Source organism: Pseudomonas serbica (assembly GCF_028823535.1).
In the GTDB taxonomy this organism is placed as follows: Bacteria; Pseudomonadota; Gammaproteobacteria; order Pseudomonadales; family Pseudomonadaceae; genus Aquipseudomonas; species Aquipseudomonas serbica.
The window spans coordinates 53446-69610 of sequence record NZ_JAQIYM010000023.1; the positions used below are offsets into that span (position 1 = coordinate 53446).

Annotated in this window: 14 protein-coding genes; 10 read left to right on the plus strand and 4 right to left on the minus strand. The window is 62.7% G+C overall.

What is annotated here, in order from left to right; all coding sequences use genetic code 11:
• Positions 1 to 142 precede the first annotated feature (142 nt).
• Genes NQL71_RS28155 through qhpG form a run of 4 tightly spaced genes read left to right on the plus strand, consistent with a single transcriptional unit; the run spans position 143 to position 5718 of the window.
• Positions 143 to 2047: a sigma-54-dependent Fis family transcriptional regulator gene (locus NQL71_RS28155; RefSeq protein ID WP_046817789.1), complete on the plus strand. Its 1905-nt coding sequence runs from the start codon at positions 143 to 145 to the stop codon at positions 2045 to 2047.
• Entirely contained in the window at positions 2047 to 3765 is a 1719-nt protein-coding gene (locus NQL71_RS28160; RefSeq protein WP_166620794.1) for an ABC transporter ATP-binding protein, read from the plus strand. Before NQL71_RS28155 ends, NQL71_RS28160 begins: the two co-directional genes overlap by 1 nt.
• A complete protein-coding gene (qhpE, locus tag NQL71_RS28165; protein WP_274643691.1) occupies positions 3755 to 4432 on the plus strand; it encodes a subtilisin-like serine protease QhpE in 678 nt (225 codons plus the stop codon). Before NQL71_RS28160 ends, qhpE begins: the two co-directional genes overlap by 11 nt.
• Positions 4429 to 5718, plus strand: a complete 1290-nt coding sequence (qhpG, locus tag NQL71_RS28170) for a flavin-dependent monooxygenase QhpG (protein ID WP_274643692.1) — start codon at positions 4429 to 4431, stop codon at positions 5716 to 5718. Before qhpE ends, qhpG begins: the two co-directional genes overlap by 4 nt.
• Positions 5719 to 5824: 106 nt before the next feature.
• Here qhpG and NQL71_RS28175 read toward each other — a convergent pair whose 3' ends face one another.
• Positions 5825 to 7315 (minus strand): aldehyde dehydrogenase family protein, encoded by a 1491-nt coding sequence (locus tag NQL71_RS28175; RefSeq protein ID WP_046817793.1) that lies wholly within the window; start codon positions 7313 to 7315, stop codon positions 5825 to 5827.
• Positions 7316 to 7820: 505 nt separating this feature from the next.
• On the opposite strand from NQL71_RS28175, the gene peaA reads away from it, so the two are divergent.
• From peaA to peaD, 4 genes are all read left to right on the plus strand, one after another.
• Positions 7821 to 9401: a quinohemoprotein amine dehydrogenase subunit alpha gene (gene peaA, locus NQL71_RS28180; protein ID WP_274643693.1), complete on the plus strand. Its 1581-nt coding sequence runs from the start codon at positions 7821 to 7823 to the stop codon at positions 9399 to 9401.
• An 81-nt stretch (positions 9402 to 9482) separates the two neighbouring features.
• Complete coding sequence (peaB, locus tag NQL71_RS28185) at positions 9483 to 10913, plus strand: quinohemoprotein amine dehydrogenase maturation protein (RefSeq protein ID WP_274643694.1); 1431 nt, start codon at positions 9483 to 9485, stop codon at positions 10911 to 10913.
• 1 nt (position 10914) lies between these two features.
• The gene (gene qhpC / locus NQL71_RS28190) at positions 10915 to 11238 is read left to right on the plus strand and encodes a quinohemoprotein amine dehydrogenase subunit gamma (protein ID WP_008016081.1); all 324 of its coding nucleotides are present in this window, start codon (positions 10915 to 10917) and stop codon (positions 11236 to 11238) included.
• 38 nt (positions 11239 to 11276) lie between these two features.
• Positions 11277 to 12395: a quinohemoprotein amine dehydrogenase subunit beta gene (gene peaD / locus NQL71_RS28195; RefSeq protein ID WP_077186299.1), complete on the plus strand. Its 1119-nt coding sequence runs from the start codon at positions 11277 to 11279 to the stop codon at positions 12393 to 12395.
• A gap of 129 nt (positions 12396 to 12524) precedes the next feature.
• Here peaD and NQL71_RS28200 read toward each other — a convergent pair whose 3' ends face one another.
• Positions 12525 to 12926, minus strand: coding sequence for a lysozyme inhibitor LprI family protein (locus NQL71_RS28200; protein ID WP_248687963.1), 402 nt, complete (start codon positions 12924 to 12926; stop codon positions 12525 to 12527).
• A gap of 146 nt (positions 12927 to 13072) precedes the next feature.
• On the opposite strand from NQL71_RS28200, the gene NQL71_RS28205 reads away from it, so the two are divergent.
• On the plus strand, positions 13073 to 13561 hold the full coding sequence (locus tag NQL71_RS28205) for an SRPBCC family protein (protein ID WP_046817797.1): 489 nt from the start codon (positions 13073 to 13075) through the stop codon (positions 13559 to 13561).
• Positions 13562 to 13832: 271 nt separating this feature from the next.
• On the opposite strand, the gene inhA is transcribed toward NQL71_RS28205, so the two are convergent.
• Positions 13833 to 14519, minus strand: coding sequence for an isonitrile hydratase (gene inhA, locus NQL71_RS28210; protein WP_077186243.1), 687 nt, complete (start codon positions 14517 to 14519; stop codon positions 13833 to 13835).
• A 90-nt stretch (positions 14520 to 14609) separates the two neighbouring features.
• Here inhA and NQL71_RS28215 point away from each other — a divergent pair, with 90 nt between their 5' ends.
• On the plus strand, positions 14610 to 15593 hold the full coding sequence (locus NQL71_RS28215) for a GlxA family transcriptional regulator (protein ID WP_248687965.1): 984 nt from the start codon (positions 14610 to 14612) through the stop codon (positions 15591 to 15593).
• Positions 15594 to 15610: 17 nt separating this feature from the next.
• Here the strand turns inward: NQL71_RS28215 and NQL71_RS28220 are convergent, their stop codons facing one another.
• On the minus strand, positions 15611 to 16000 hold the full coding sequence (locus NQL71_RS28220) for a hypothetical protein (RefSeq protein WP_046817800.1): 390 nt from the start codon (positions 15998 to 16000) through the stop codon (positions 15611 to 15613).
• Positions 16001 to 16165 lie beyond the last annotated feature (165 nt).

Genomic DNA, 16165 nt, shown 5'->3' on the forward strand with positions numbered 1-16165 from the left:
GCCAGCGATGAACGATAACGCGGTCCCACCTGCCGGAACACAAGCGCCCTACGGCACTTGCCATCGCCCTTACGTTAACGTAAAGATTGCGGCAGGGCGCCGACGTATAAAAGGCGCAAGGGCGGACGACCCGGAGCGCTTGATGACGCTAATAAAAACAAACTCCCCCAAACTGCATCGCGAAGCCCGGCTGGCCCGGGAAAAACTGCATCTGGAAGGCGAAGTCCCGGACGGCGTCCTGCGTGCGGAAATCGATGCTTCCTGGCGGCGCAGCCTCAGCCATGGCGTGCATTTCAATGCCAAGCATGAGTTGGCGCTGGAATCGAGTGCCAGCGTCGAGGTGTTGCTGGCGAGCAATCGTCTGCTGATCGATGCGGCGTTGCCGGCGATCGATTACCTGGCCGAACGCCAGGGCAAGGAAGGGCTGATCATCCTCGCCAACTCCGACGCCACCATTCTCGCCGTCGAAGGCCGCGCCGACCGCCTCAAGGGCAGTGGCCTGCAAGACATCACCCTCGGCGCCTGCTGGAGCGAAGCGGTGCGCGGCACCAACGCCCTCGGCACCGCCCTGGTCGAAGCCCGGCCAACCCTGATCGATTGCGGCGAACACTACCTGGATCGCCTCAGTGATTTTTCCTGCACCTCGGTGCCGATCCATTGCCCCCAGGGCGACATCCTCGGCGTGCTCGACCTGACTCGCGAAGGCCCGCTGGGCCGTGCCCACGACAGCACCGCGCTGCTGGCCATGGCTGTCAGCCAGATCGAAAGCCGCGTCTTCAACGCAAGCTATCCGGACGAAATCGTCCTGGCCTTCCACAGTCGCCGCCAGTACCTCGAATCGCCGTGGCAGGGCCTGTTGGCGGTGAGCCTGGGCGGGCAGATTCTCGCGGTCAGCGCCCAGGCCTGTCAGCTGTTGCATGCCGAACGTGCGGCGCTGGTCGGTCGGCGCTGCGAAGAGTTTCTCGGGGTCGATGGCCTGCAATTGCTGGCACGCCTGCATCAGGGCGGCGTCGGCAGCCTGCAGACCGCCAAGGGCGAATTCTTCTATAAGACCCTGCGTGCGCCGCAACGCTCGATCAACGTCGGCAGCCCGCCACGCACCGTCGCGAAACCGTCGAAAAACCAGCCCGACCTGGAATCCCTGGCCGGCAGCAATGCCCGTTATGCCCGCGCCCTGCGCATGGCCCGCCAAGGCCTGGCCAACCAGTTGCCGGTGTTGCTGCTGGGTGAAACCGGTACCGGCAAGGAAGTCATCGCCCGCGCCTTGCACATGGCCGGCAGCCGTTGCGACAAACCTTTCGTCGCGGTCAATTGCGCGGCGATCCCCGAAGGCCTGATCGAGTCGGAACTGTTCGGCTACCGCGAAGGCGCGTTCACCGGTTCGCGCCGGGGCGGCATGGTCGGGCGCCTGCAACAGGCCCACGGCGGCACCTTGTTCCTCGATGAAATCGGCGACATGCCGCTGGCCTTGCAGGCCCGATTGCTGCGCGTGCTGCAGGACCGCAAGGTGGCGCCACTGGGTGCCGGCGAAGAGCAGGACATCGACGTCGCGCTGATCTGCGCCACCCACCGCGACCTCAAGCGCCTGGTGGAAGACAAGCACTTTCGCGAGGACCTGTTCTACCGCGTCAACGGCATCAGCGTGATGCTCCCGGCATTGCGTGAACGCGAGGATTTCAGCGCACTGGTCGGCCGTCTGCTGGCCAGGCTCGACGCGCCGAACGTGGTCCTGCACGACGACTTGAACCGCTTGCTCGAGGGCTATCACTGGCCGGGCAACATCCGCCAGCTGGAGATGGTCCTGCGTACCGCGCTGGCCATGCGCGAACCGGGGGACAGCGTGCTGACCCTCGATCATTTGCCCGACAGCATGCTCGACGAGCTCAACGCCAGCGAGCGGCCCCAGGCCGGCAGCATTCGCGAAAACGAACTGGAGATGATCCGTCAATCCCTGGACAGCCACCAGGGCAACGTCTCGGCGGCGGCCGACGCCCTGGGCATCAGCCGCGCGACCCTGTATCGCAAGCTCAAACAGTTGCGCTCGTGATGCAGCGCTTGATCGTGCGGCTGATCGACAGCCAGAACCCTGAAGCCCTGCTAGCGGCGTTGCGCTGGCTGTACAGCTTTGTGCGGCCACATCGCTTGGCGATTGCCGGGCTGCTGGGCCTGTCGGTTTGCGCTTCGGCGCTGGTGCTGGTGCAGCCGTGGCTGACCAAGCTGTTGATCGACGATGGCCTGCTGGCGCGCAACTTCCCGATGCTGGTGCTGATTGCCGGGTTGATGATTGTCGCCGGCTTGCTGGGCACGGCGTTGTCCGGGATCAACCGCTACCTGCACACGCGCCTGTCCGGGCGCATGCTGTTTGCCCTGCGCGATGACCTGTATCGGCACCTGCAGACCCTGTCGCCGAGCTTCTACGGCCAGCGGCGCATCGGCGACCTGATGTCGCGCCTGGATGGCGACGTGGCGGAGATCCAGCGCTTTGCCGTGGATTCGTTGTTCTCGGCGGTGTCGAGCGTGATCGGCCTGGTGGTGGCCGTGGCGATGCTGCTGACCCTGTCGTGGAAACTGTCGCTGCTGGCGTTGGTGCTGATTCCCCTCGACGTGCTCTGGCTGCGCTGGATGCGGCGCAAGGTCGAGCGCGATGTGCGGCAGTTGCGCGAACGCTCGGCGGACATGTCGTCGTTCATGGTCGAGACGCTGCCGGTGATGAAGTTCATCCAGTCCGCCGGCCAGCAACAGCGCGAAGCGCGACGTCTGGAAAGTCTGGGCCAGGGCTACATGAGCCAGTTGCTGCGCCTGCAGGTCACCGAATTTTTCACACAGGCCGTGCCGGGCACGCTGACGTCGCTGTCGCGGGCCTGTGCGTTCCTGATTGGTGGTTATTGGGTGGTGCAGGGCACCTGGCAGCTGGGTGCCTTGATCGCGTTTTCCACTTACCTGGGCATGGCTGTGGGGCCGGTGCAGAGTTTGCTCGGGCTCTATGTGGCGGTGCAGCGGATGACCGTCAGCCTCGGGCGTGTGATGGAATTGCGCGGCGAACAACCGACCGTGCTCACGCCCACCACGCCACAGCCGATGCCGATCTCGGGCGATCTGCGATTCGACGATGTGCACTTCAGTCATCCCGGTCGGACGACCACCTTGCGCGGCATCGAGGCATGCATTCCCTATGGGCTGAAAGTCGCCCTGAGCGGCGGCTCTGGCGTCGGTAAATCCACGCTGATCGACCTGCTGCAACGCCACCACGATCCACAGTCCGGGCGGGTGTTGCTCGGTGAAGTCGATCTGCGCGAGCTGGACCTGTTCCAGTTGCGTCGACGCATCGCCGTGGTCAGCCAGGACATCGTGCTGTTTCGCGGCAGTCTGGCCGACAACCTGGCCTACGCCGTGCCGGATGCCAGCCGTGAGGCGATTGCCGAAGTGGCGCGGCTGGCGCAACTCGACAGCCTGATCGCGACCTTGCCCGAGGGCCTCGACAGCCCGTTGGGGGAGCGCGGCCAGCAGTTGTCCGGCGGGCAGAAACAACGCATCGCCATTGCTCGCGCCTTGTTGCAGGATCCGTTGATCCTGGTGCTCGACGAAGCCACCTCGGCGGTGGACGAAGCCACCGAGCGCGAAGTGATCGAAGCCATCGACCGGCTGTTTGCCGGGCGTACGCGCATCCTCATCAGCCATCGCCCCTCGACCCTGGCCGATGCCGACCTGCGCTTTGAATTGCTCGATGGCGTGCTGGTGTCGAAAACGGTGCTGCATGAAGCCTGAGCTGCTCATAGGTGTAGTGGACAGCGGTCACTCGACGGCGCAACGGGTGCAGGTGATCGCCGGCCGGCGTTTTTCCCTGGTGGAAGACGGGCTTACCGAAAGCGACCTGCGTGACGATCCCCTGGGCCATGGCAGCGCGGTGATCGAAGCCATCGGTCGGCGCGCGCCCGCGGCGCTGTTTTGCGTGGCGCAGGTGTTCGACCAGCGCGGGGTGACCAGCGCCTTGCAGATCGCCACGGCCATCGACTGGCTGGTGGCGCAAGACGTGCGCGTGATCAACCTGAGCCTGGGCTTGCGCCAGGATCGCAGCCTGTTGCGCAACGCCTGCGCGGCGGCGGTGGCGCGGGGCGTGCTGCTTTGCGCGTCCAGCCCGGCCCAGGGCGAAGGCGTGTTTCCGGCCAATTATCCCCAGGTACTGCGGGTGACCGGCGATGCGCGCTGCGCTGAACTCGAATGGTCGTGGCTCGACAGTGCCCAGGCGGATTTCGGTGCCTGCGTGCACGGCACCTATCCCGGGCAATCGGGGGCCAGCCTCGGCTGCGCGGCGTTGAGCGGGCACATCGCGGCGTTTCTCGTGGCACAACCTGATGCGAACAATGAGCAAGTCCTCGACTATCTGCGGCAGAACGCCCGCTATCGCGGCCCTGAAAGGCGCGTCGGACCATGATTGTGATTCTGGGCGCAGGCCCGGCGGGCTCGGCGGTGGCGCTGGGACTGCGACGCTTGGGTTACGCGGTCACGCTGGTCAGCGAATGGCGCCGGTTTGCTGCGCTGGAAGGCGTCTCCGTGCGGGTGTTGGAGGCGATGCGTGGTGCTGGGCTACATCAGGCCCTGGCAGATGCGACGTTGCCTTCCCAGCGGCAGGTGCACTGGAACGGCCAGCAACATGCGCAAAACGTTGAATTCCTGCTGGACCGCCCGACCTTTGACCGGGGCCTGCGCGAAGACTTGCGCGCGGCCGGCGTGACGCTGATCGAAGGCCGGGTGCTGGGCGTTCAATCGTCATCAGACGGGCATCAGGTCCAGATCGAAGGCCGGGAAGTGCTGACCGCGGATTTTCTGGTGGAAGCCCGCGGGCGTCAGGCGCCGGCCTTGGGCAAAGGCCTGCGCGGGCCGGAGACGGTCAGCCTGCTCAATCGCTGGCAAGGCACGCCGGGCATCACTGCAAGCGCTGTGGAAAGCCTCGAAGATGGCTGGGCCTGGATGGCGCGACGGGACGACGGTCAGTGCTACTGGCAATGGACGGTGGACGTGGCCAGTGCCGGGTTGCCGGGTAAGGCGCAGTTACTCGAATACTGTCGGCAGCGGCGCCAGGCATCGGCGGTCGCCCAGGCATTTTTCGCTGGAGAAGTGGAAGCGGATCTGCAGTTGCACGCTCGTAGCAGCACGGCAATCCTCAGCCCGCAGGTGTGTGCAGATAACTGGATTCGGGTCGGCGACGCGGCGATGGCGGTGGACCCGCTGTCGGGCAACGGTGTCTTTCAATCCCTGTCCTCGGCGCTGCAGGCGTCGGCGGTGATCAACACCTTGTTGCGCAAACCCGAACGGGCGGCGCTGGCCCAGCGCTTTCATCAGCAGCGGGTGGAGCAGTTGTTTTTGCGGTTCGCGCGCATTGGCCGGGATTTTTATGCCGATGAGCAGCGCTGGCTTGAGCAGCCGTTCTGGCAGGCGCGGCGGCAATGGCCGGATGCAGAGGTGGCCCATGCCGAAGCGGATTTCAGTGTGTTGCGGATCGAGCGGGCGCCGGTGTTGCGGGATGGCTTTGTCGATGAGGCCGAGGTGGTGATCACGGCGGATCAGCCCTTGGGGATCTGGCATGTGCAGGGGGTGGAGTTGGCGCCGTTGGTGCGGCGGTTGCGGAGTGAGCCGGCTGAGAAGGCGCTGGGAGGATTGACGGTGGAGCAGGGGCGGATGGTCAGGAGTTGGTTGTTGGGGCAGGGGTACAAACCCTGACCTTTGCATTGGCAGGGCCGGCCTCTTCGCGAGCAAGCCCGCTCCCACAGTTGGAATGCATTCCAACTGTGGGAGCGGGCTTGCTCGCGAAGGCGGCCTGACAGGCTTACAACTTGATCAACACCGACTTCAACTCAGTGTAATGCTCGATCGCCGCATACCCCATTTCGCGCCCGACCCCCGACATCTTGTAGCCGCCAAAGGGCAGCGCCGGGTCCAGGGCACTGTGGCAGTTGACCCACACTGAACCGGACTTGATCCGCGGGATCATCCGGTGCACCGCCGCCAGGTCATTGGACCAGATGCTCGCGCCCAGCCCGTAAGGACTGTCATTGGCCATGCGCAGCGCATCGGCTTCGTCGTCGAAGGGAATCGCCACCAGCACCGGGCCGAAGATTTCTTCCTGCACCAGCGAGTGTTTCTGATCGACGTCGACGATCACCGTCGGCTTGACGAAAAAGCCAGGGCCGAACTGCTCGCCACCGCAGGCGATGGTCGCCCCGCTTTCGCGGCCCTTTTCGATGTAGCCGTAGACGCGCTCCTGCTGACGGGCCGAGATCAACGGGCCCATGTCGACGCTCGGGTCCAGGCCATTGCCCAGTTTCATGGCGTTGGCGATGCCGGCGATGTCCGCCACCACATTGTCGAAATGCTTGCGCTGCACATACAGCCTGGAGCCTGCGCAGCAGACCTGGCCCTGGTTGAAGAAGATCGCGCTGGCGGCCCCGGCCGCGGCGGTTTTCAGGTCGGCGTCGGCCATCACGATGGTCGGCGATTTGCCGCCCAGTTCCAGGGTCACCCGGGTCATGGAATCCATGGCGATCTTGCCGATCTGCTTGCCCACGGCGGTCGAGCCGGTGAAGGTCAGCTTGTCCACCAGCGGGTTGTGGGTCAGGGCGGAGCCGGCGGTGATGCCGGTGCCGGTGACCACGTTGAACACACCCTCGGGGTAACCGGCTTCCAGTACCAGCTCGGCGAGTTTCAGTGCGGTGAGCGGGGTTTCGTCGGCGGGTTTGAGCACCACGGTGCAGCCGGTGGCCAGGGCCGGGCCGAGTTTCCAGCAGGCCAGCAGCAACGGGAAGTTCCAGGCGACGATGGCGCCGACCACGCCCACCGCTTCGCGACGGATGAAACTGTGGAACTGGTCGTTAGGCATCAGCGGCGCCGACACATCGACCGTGGAACCCTCGATCTTGGTCGCCCAACCGGCCATGTAGCGCAGGAAGTCGATGGCCAACTGCACATCCATCACCTGCGCCACAGCCGCGCTTTTACCGTTGTTCAGGCATTCCAGTTGCGCCAGCAGCTCGGCATCGCGCTGCATCAGGTCGGCCAGTTTCCACAACAGGTTCTGCCGCTCCCGGGGGCGGGTGCGGGTCCAGGCCGAATCATCGAACGCCTGGCGGGCGGCGAGGACGGCCCGGTCGACATCTTCCGGCGTGGCGCGCGGCACCACGCACAGCACTTCGCCGGTGGCCGGGTTGTGCAGGGGCATGGTCTGGCCATCGGCGGCCTCGACCCAGTCGCCCTTGATGAGCATGCGTGGGGCGCGCTGGATGAAGGCCGAAGTGGCGGGAAGCAGGTTGGGAAGCGACATGATGAAACCTCGTCTTGTTCGTGTGGCGAGGTCTTTCGCAATGGCTGTGCCAGTTGTGGTTTTTCGCAGCTAGCGCTTGATTTGACGGGTTCGGCAGCTGTTTCCCGGATCGCCATGACGTCGACAATCGTCGCAGATTGCGACTGCGTGAGACACCAGAAACACCCCTGCAGGAGCTGGCTTGCCAGCGAAGAGGCCCTTGAGATCACCTTTCATTTTCAGGCCGCCTTCGCTGGCAAGCCAGCTCCTACAGAGGGCTATGCTTGTCTCAGAGTGAAACAGTTGTCGCGAATTTAAACGTGTAACGCGGATGACGCCCCTGGAAAAACCCTGGTTTTTGCCAACAAGTAATTGATTTAGCTGGATATTCACAAGCTGGCACGCTCCATGTATTGCTCATCGCAGACGTTTCTCCTGCCTCCGTCAGCGGCTTGCCGCCGGCGGCAGAAACCCAAAAAACGATAAGCCACAAAAATAAGAAAGCACCGTGCGAGGTTCGACGTTGATGAAGAGAAAACTCCGTTCAGGCATGAGCGCCAGCCTGCTGGCCGTAGCGGCTTGTTTAGCCCTGCATTCGCCTCACAGCCTGGCAGCCCGCGACGCCCAGACCATCCTCAAGGAAACCTGCCAGGGCTGTCACACCCCTGAAGCCGATAACGCCCTGAGCCGCATCAGCCATCAGCGCAAGACGCCGGAAGGCTGGCTGATGAGCATCGCGAGGATGCAGGTCATGCACGGTCTGCAGATCAGTGATGAAGACCGTCGGACGCTGGTCAAGTACCTGGCCGACACCCAGGGCCTGGCGCCGAGCGAGACTGACGGCGTGCGTTATGCCATGGAGCGCCGGCTCAACACTGTCGAGCAGTTCGACGACCAGACCAGCCAGATGTGCGGCCGCTGCCACTCCGGTGCACGGGTGGCACTGCAACGGCGTCCGGCCCAGGAATGGGAGCGCCTGGTGAACTTCCACCTCGGCCAGTGGCCGTCGCTGGAGTATCAGGCGCTGTCCCGCGACCGCGACTGGTTCGATATTGCCCGTAAAGAGATGGTGCCGCTGTTGGCCAAGCGCTATCCGCTGGACAACCCGGCCTGGAAAAAATGGCTGAGCACCGCGCCGAAAAGCGAGGCGCTGGTGGGTGACTGGAGCTTCAGCGGTCATCTGCCGGGCAAAGGCGAACTGGCCGGTGTGATGAGCGTGACTGCCGACGGCAGCGACACCTTCAAGGTCAGCGTCAAGGGCCAATATGCCGACGGTACGCCGTTCAACGGTGACGGCAGCGCGATTCTCTACACCGGCTACGAATGGCGCGGCAACGTCACCATCGACGGCGTGACCATGCGCCAAGTGTTCGCCGCCCAGGGCAATGCGATGCAGGGCCGGATGTTCGAGGCCGAGCACGATGAACGCGGCCTGGACTTCGTCGCCGCCAAGCAGGGCTCCCAGCGTTTGCTGGCGGTGCAGCCAGGTTATGTGAAGGCCGGCAGCGAAACCGAAGTCACCCTGATCGGCAGCGGCCTGACCGGCAAGCCGAATTTTGGCAAAGGCGTGGAAGTGGTTGAGGTCGTCTCGCAGAGCCCGGAGCAGATCAAAGTCAAGCTCAAGGCCGCCGCCAATGCCCAGCCGGGCTTGCGCGCGGTCAGTGTCGGCACGCTGAAAGGCCCGAGCCTGTCGGTGTACAGCAAGATCGCCTCGGTCAAAGTCATACCGGAGTTTTCGGTCGCGCGGATCGGCGAGGGCGGCGGTTCAACGCCGAAAGTCCAGGGCCGTTTCGACGCCGAAGCCTGGGGCAAGGGCGCTGACGGCAAGCCGTATCGCATCGGCGTGTTCCCGGCGCAGTGGAAGGTCGAGGCCTTTGACGACCGGGCCAAGGAAGACGAAGACGTCAAGTTCGCCGGCACCATGCAAGCCGACACTGGCGTGTTCACCCCGGGCGATGCCGGGCCGAACCCGGCGCGCAAAATGTCCACCAACAATGCCGGCAACCTCAAGGTGATCGCCGCCGTCGACGACGCAGGGAAATCCCTGACCGGCGAGGGCCACATGATCGTCACCGTGCAACGTTGGAACAATCCACCCATTCCTTGAGTGCACTGAACGCAAAGGCTTCAGACACTTTTTCGGAATGATCGCAGGCCCCGCAACCGGGGCTTGCACAGGAGGTTTGCAATGGGCGCTATCTTGAATCTGGTCGAACGCAACCTGCACGAAGTGCACGTCGACGCCGATCGCATGCTGTTTCACATCCCCAGCAGTTCGCTGTTCGCCAGCGATGAACTGACGGGCACCATCATCGATACCTTGCGCGGCCCGGGCTGTTCCTCGGACGACCTGATCCAGCGCCTCGCCGCGCGCTTCAACGGCGAGGAAATCACCGAGACCCTGCGCGAGCTGATGGCCCTGGAACTGGTCAGCGACGGCTCGCCGCTGACCCCGGACATCGCCACCAAGCGCGTCGAGCGCACTGCGATCAACACCGTGGTGCTCAACGTCAACACCGGCTGCAACCTGAGCTGCACCTACTGCTACAAGGAAGACCTCGACAAGCCCTCGGCCGGCAAGAAAATGGACGTCGAAACGGCGATCGCCTCGGTGGAAATGCTGCTGCGCGAATCGCCGGATGAAGAGCGTTTCACCGTGGTGTTCTTCGGTGGCGAACCGCTGAGCAACCGCAAGCTGATCGAGTACATGGTCGACTATTGTGAAAAGCGGTTTGCCGAGGCGGGCAAGTTCGTCGAGTTCGTCATGACCACCAATGCCACGCTGCTCACCGAAGACACCGTGGACTACCTCAATGCCCACCGTTTCGGGCTGTCGGTCAGCATTGACGGGCCGAAAACCGTGCACGACCGCAACCGCATCACCGTGGGCGGGCAGGGCACCTACGACGTGGTGCGGCGCAAGGCCGAGATGCTGCTGTCGCGCTATAACAGCCGTCCGGTCGGTGCTCGCGTAACGCTCACCACCGGCGTCACCGACGTCGAAACCATCTGGGATCACCTGTTCAACGAACTGGGTTTCGCTGAAGTTGGCTTTGCCCCGGTGACGTCGGGTGATATCAGCAGCTTCAACCTCACCAGCGACGAGCTGATCGAAGTCTTCGCCAGCATGAAACGCCTCGGGCGGCGTTACCTGGAAGCGGCGCTGGAGCACCGCAACATCGGTTTCTCCAACCTGCATCAGCTGATCACCGACATCCACGAAGGCCACAAGAAGGCGCTGCCTTGCGGCGCGGGCCTGAAGATGCTGGCGGTGGATCACAAGGGCGAGCTGAACCTGTGCCACCGCTTTACCGGTTCGAGCCTGCCGACCTTCGGCAACGTCCACAGCGGCGTGAAACAGGTGGAGTTGAACGACTTCCTCTCGCTGCGCCTGGACCGCAGCAACACCGGCTGCGAAGACTGCCAGATCCGCAACCTGTGCTCCGGCGGCTGCTACCACGAGAGCTACGCCCGGTACGGCGACCCGACGCACCCGACCTATCACTACTGCGAACTGATGCGTGACTGGGTCGACTTCGGCATCGAGGTCTACACCCGGATCATGGCTCACAACCCTGCGTTCATCAGCAGCTACATCACTCCGCGCAAGGCTCACTGATATGAAACATCTCAAGGCAATCAATAACAAAGCGTTGAAGCTGGATCAGGCCGCGGATGAAAACCGCATCGAAGAAGTGGTGGCGATGAGCTCGGTGGCGGGTTGCGCCTCGACCACCGACCCGGGTTGGGAGATTGATGCGTTTGGCGGTGTGTCGTCGTTGTGCCAGCCGATGGAGGCCGACCTTTATGGCTGCTCCGACCCTTGCTGGTGGCCGGCCCAGGTGCCGGACATGATGAGCACCTACCCGGACTGGAACAAGGATGCCCAGGCGTCCAACGACAACTGGCGCAACCTCGGCACTGTCTTCCCGAAGGACAAGTGATGCCCTTGAAAGCCGCGTATAAGAAGAAGGATTCCAGCATGCACAGCATCAAAGCCTGCGGCCTGGCCGCTTTCGCCGTCCTGAGCGCCGCTTCGCTCACGGTCATGGCCGATGAAAACACTGCGTTGCAAGACGGTCACGAGTACATGTTGACCACCAATTACCCGAACAACCTGCACGTGATCGACCTGGCCAGCGACACCCTGTACAAGACCTGCAAACTGCCGGACGCCTTCGGCCCCGGTACCGTGCAATTGTCGCCGGACCGCAAGACCGCCTACGTGCTGAACAACCACTACGCGGATGTCTACGGTGTCGAACTGGACAACTGCAAACAGGTGTTCCACGCCAGCATCACCCAGAAGCCGGGTGAGAAGGCCAAGTCCATGTTCGCCTTCACGGTCAGCCACGACGGCAAGGAGCTGTACACCGTCGCCAACCCGACGCTGATGATGAACGACCGCTACGAAGTGCAGCAGCCTCGGTTAGACGTGTACAAGACCGACGCCGGCATGGACGCCAAACCGGTGCGCAGTTTCCCCGCGCCACGCCAGCTGACCATCATGCAGAGCGGTGACGACGGCACGCTGTACGTGGCCGGGGCGGATGTCTACAAGGTCAATGTGCAGACCGGCAAGTTCGACGTGCTGATCCCCAGCCGGCACTGGAAACGCGCGAACTACAGCGCGCCGGACGTGCTCTACGTGTGGAACCAGCAAACCTACCGGCATGACTTCTCGCTGCTCTACACCGCGGCGAAATTCAAGGACAAGAAGCAGGACCCGGCGACCGCCGAATACCTTTACGGCCTGTTCAGTGTCGACCTGAAGACCGGCAAGACCGAAACCACCGACTTCGGGCCCCTGACGGAAATCTACTTCAGCGGCATGCGCTCGCCGAAAGACCCGAACCTGATGTTCGGCGTGCTCAATCGGCTGGCCAAGTACGACATCAAGGAGAAGAAAATGCTCCAGGCGGCGACGCTCGATCACTCCTACTACTGCATTTCCTTCAATAAGGACGGCAGTAAGATCTACCTGGCCGGAACGTTCAACGATGTGGCGATCTTCGATGCCGACAGCATGAAACAGGTGGGCAGCATCAAGTTGCCGGGTGGGGACATGGCGATTACCACGGCGCAGATTTTTATGCGGTAATTGCGGCGCCTGAACTGACGCCTTCGCGAGCAAGCCCGCTCCCACACTGGACCGAGTTCTTCCAGAAAGAACGCGATCAAATGTGGGAGCGGGCTTGCTCGCGAATAGGCCCTCAAAAACACTACAAAATCAAACCCCAGGCACCGGACAACCCAAATCCCCCTCCTGGCACTTCAGGTAAGTCTTGAACGTCTCCACCCGCGCCTTGGTCAACTCCGTTACGCAATTGCTGTAGACCAGCGGATAAACACTCCCGCCTTCCACCCCGGACGCCGAAAACTTGCACTCGGCATCACGAAACGCGATCCACGAGCGCTGCGCCCCCACCAGCAATTTCTTCCCGTCAGGGTCGCCCTTCAAGCGCGTGGTGATCTGCTGGTAAAGCGCATTCAGCTCCTTGTCCACTGCCGCATGCTGCTGCGCGGCGCACTGGTTCATCGTGACCTGGTCGCTGGCGTTGTCGCAGTCCACGGCCTGGGCCTGGGGGATCAACAGCAATGGCGTGAGCACCAGGAGAAAGCGTGAGTGCATGGCATAGGCTCGCTGTAACAGGGAAATTTGCCCCAGTGTAGCGAGGCCAGGACGGCCATTTCGACAACTGACGCCTGATTGATACAACTTTCGGGCTGGACATGTGGTCTTACAGGCCTACTGTTGTTCATTACAGGAGGTGACGTATGAAACCAGTACCCAACAGTTTTGAACGCAAAATCATGCTCAAGTCGCCGCGCTCCCATGTCTGGCGCGCCTTGGTCGACGCCGAGGCGTTCGGTCAGTGGTTTGGCGTTGCGCTCGAAGGCAGGCGTTTCATTGCCGGCGAGTGGACGCAGGGGCAGGTTACGTATCCCGGTTATGAACACGTGTTGTGGAATGTGCTGGTCGAGCGGGTCGAGCCGCAACAGTTGTTTTCCTTTCGTTGGCACCCCTACGCGGTGAACCCGAAGATCGACTACTCCCAGGAGCCCACCACGCTGGTCAAGTTCGAATTGCAGGACTATGAAGGCGGCACCTTGCTCAAGGTGTCCGAGTCTGGATTCGCGCACATTCCCGACGTACGCCAGAAGGAGGCGTATTACATGGACAGCCGTGGCTGGGAGGAGCAATTGAGCCGTCTCGAACAATTCCTCGCTGAAAACGCCAAAGCCCGGGAGCGAGAAGGTGAATGATTAAAACGCGTCTAAGGGTTTTCGGAAGGTCGCTATAGCGAATGTCTTACACGCGGTAACAACTATGTCGTCTGTTACAAATTGGATCCGATGCGTATTCTGGCCCCATCCACTGAGGCACAGGGAGTGCTCAGGATCATGGATGATCGGCCATTGCACGGATGCTGACGACAGGGAGTTGTAATGGTCTTGGAAGAACCCGCTTCGGCGGGTTTTTTTATGCGTCTGAAAAACACTGTTTGCGTGAACAAGGGTTCACGCAGCCAGTCTTTCATTGCCGGTCGAGTTTTGCTGCCGCACGCTCGGTGATTTGCGCTCGCAGTTTCAATGAACTGGCGGCACGGTTGCGCGCTTCCTCCAGCACCCTGTTGGGCGCCGTTTCCGGGCTACCGGCCTGAAAGGGCGGCGCGGGTGCGTATTCCAGTTGCAATTGCACCAGCTCAGCGGTGTCCTGGCCGAACAGCTCGGCGGCCAGGGTCAGGGCAAAATCGATGCCTGCGGTAATCCCGCCACCGGTCAGCAGGTTGCCGTCGCGCACCACCCGATCCTTCACCGCAATCGCTCCCAACGGCGTCAGCAGTTCGTGATACGCCCAATGGGTGGTGGCGCGCTTGCCCTTGAGCAATCCCGCCGCACCCAGCACCAGCGCACCGGTGCAGACCGACGTCACGTACCGCGCGTTGGCGGCCTGGGTCTTGATAAACGCCAGGGTTTGCTCATCTTCCATCAACGGGCCGACTCCACTGCCACCGGGCACGCAGATCACATCCAGCGCCGGGCAATCATCGAAGGTTACGGTCGGCTTGAGCATCAGACCGGTGCTGGCGGTGACGGGCATCAGGTCCTTCCAGATCAGATGCACCTTCACGTCCGGCAGCGAGGCCAGCACGTCATAGGGGCCGGTGAGGTCGAGTTGCTGCACCTGTGGAAACAACAGAAAACCGATCTGCAAGGTCATGGTGTTTTTTCTCCTGAAGTGGGTGGACGCCCTCACTGTAGACGCCTAGGATTTGGCGTATACGCCAATCACCCCACGAATTACGCCAACATGTCGAAAACCATTCACGTCCTCGCCTTCGCCAACGTGCAAGTGCTCGATGTCACCGGGCCGTTGCAGGTGTTCGCCTCGGCCAACGACATCGCCCGTCAGCAAGGTTCGCCCCCACCTTATGCGCCGTCGGTAATTGCCAGCGGCGGCGGGGCGGTGATGTCATCGGCGGGCTTGGCGTTGCTGGCCGAAATCTTGCCCGAGCAGGGCAGCGACACCCTGATCATCGCCGGGGGCTGGGGCGTCTATGCGGCGGCGCAGGACCCGGCACTGGTCGGTTGGGTGCGCGAGCACTCGGCAAAGTGCCGGCGGGTGGCATCGGTGTGCACCGGCGCGTTCCTGCTGGCGGCCAGTGGCTGGCTCGACGGCCGGCGCGTGGTCACCCACTGGACCCGTTGCGAGCAGTTGGCGCAGCAACACCCGCGATTGCAGGTCGAACCCAACCCGATCTTCATCAACGACGGTCCAGTCTGGACCTCGGCCGGCGTCACCGCCGGCATCGACCTGGCGCTGGCAATGGTCGAAGCCGACCTCGGTCGCACCATGGCCTTGGAAGTCGCCCGGCAACTGGTGGTATTCCTGAAACGCCCGGGCGGCCAGTCGCAATTCAGCGTGACTTTGTCTTTACAGAAAGAAGGCAATCGCTTCGACGAACTTCACGCCTGGATCAGCGAAAACCTCAGCAAAGACCTCGGCATCCCGACCCTGGCCCTGCAGGCTGGCATGAGCGAACGCAGCTTCGTGCGCCACTACCGCGCCGACACCGGCCAGACCCCGGCCCGCGCCATCGAGCTGATCCGGGTCGAGACGGCGCGACGCCTGCTCAGCGACACCGGCGTGCCTATCAAGCGGGTGGCCGTGCAATGCGGATTCGGCAGCGAAGAAACCCTGCGCCGCAGCTTCCTGCGTGCCATGGGGGTGACCCCGCAGGCGTATCGCGAGCGGTTTTCAGTCAGCGCGCAAGAAGATCCAGTCATGCCTTGAGCGTGGGTGTCCTGTCGTTAGACTTCCACTTCCGTCACCTGATTAAAGTATTTCGCCCTGTCCGGGGTAAACGTCACCACCATCCCGGTCCGCGCACAGGTCTGCACCCGTTCTTCGTCCAGATCCACATCCAGATCCTCACCGCGCAAGCCTTGCCATTGGGCGAGGTACTTTAGGGAACCGTATTTTTCGAGCTTTTTCAGGCTGCGGCTGACGCCACCTTTCCAGCCCAGCACCGGCAGCTCGCCAGCGAGGCATTGCCGGGCGAGGTCGGGGAAACGGGCGGCGCGCTGGCGGCCGACTTCCCAGCATTTGATCAGGCCCTTGTCGTGGCCTTCCCACAGTTCGTCGCGGTTGAGGCCGGTTCGAAGGGGCAGGTCGATGCTGCGATAGATGCGTTGGGACATTCTGGATCCTTGAATTCGGGGTGTGTTGGACAGCTCCGCTGTGCCCGTTGAGCATCGATGTTAGGTGGGGATGTAGTGGCTTGCAACCGGGTATTTCCGGGGGGCGGACGCGTATTTTGTTTATGAAATGTAGGACGCTGGCTTACACAAAAACCTCGCCGGACA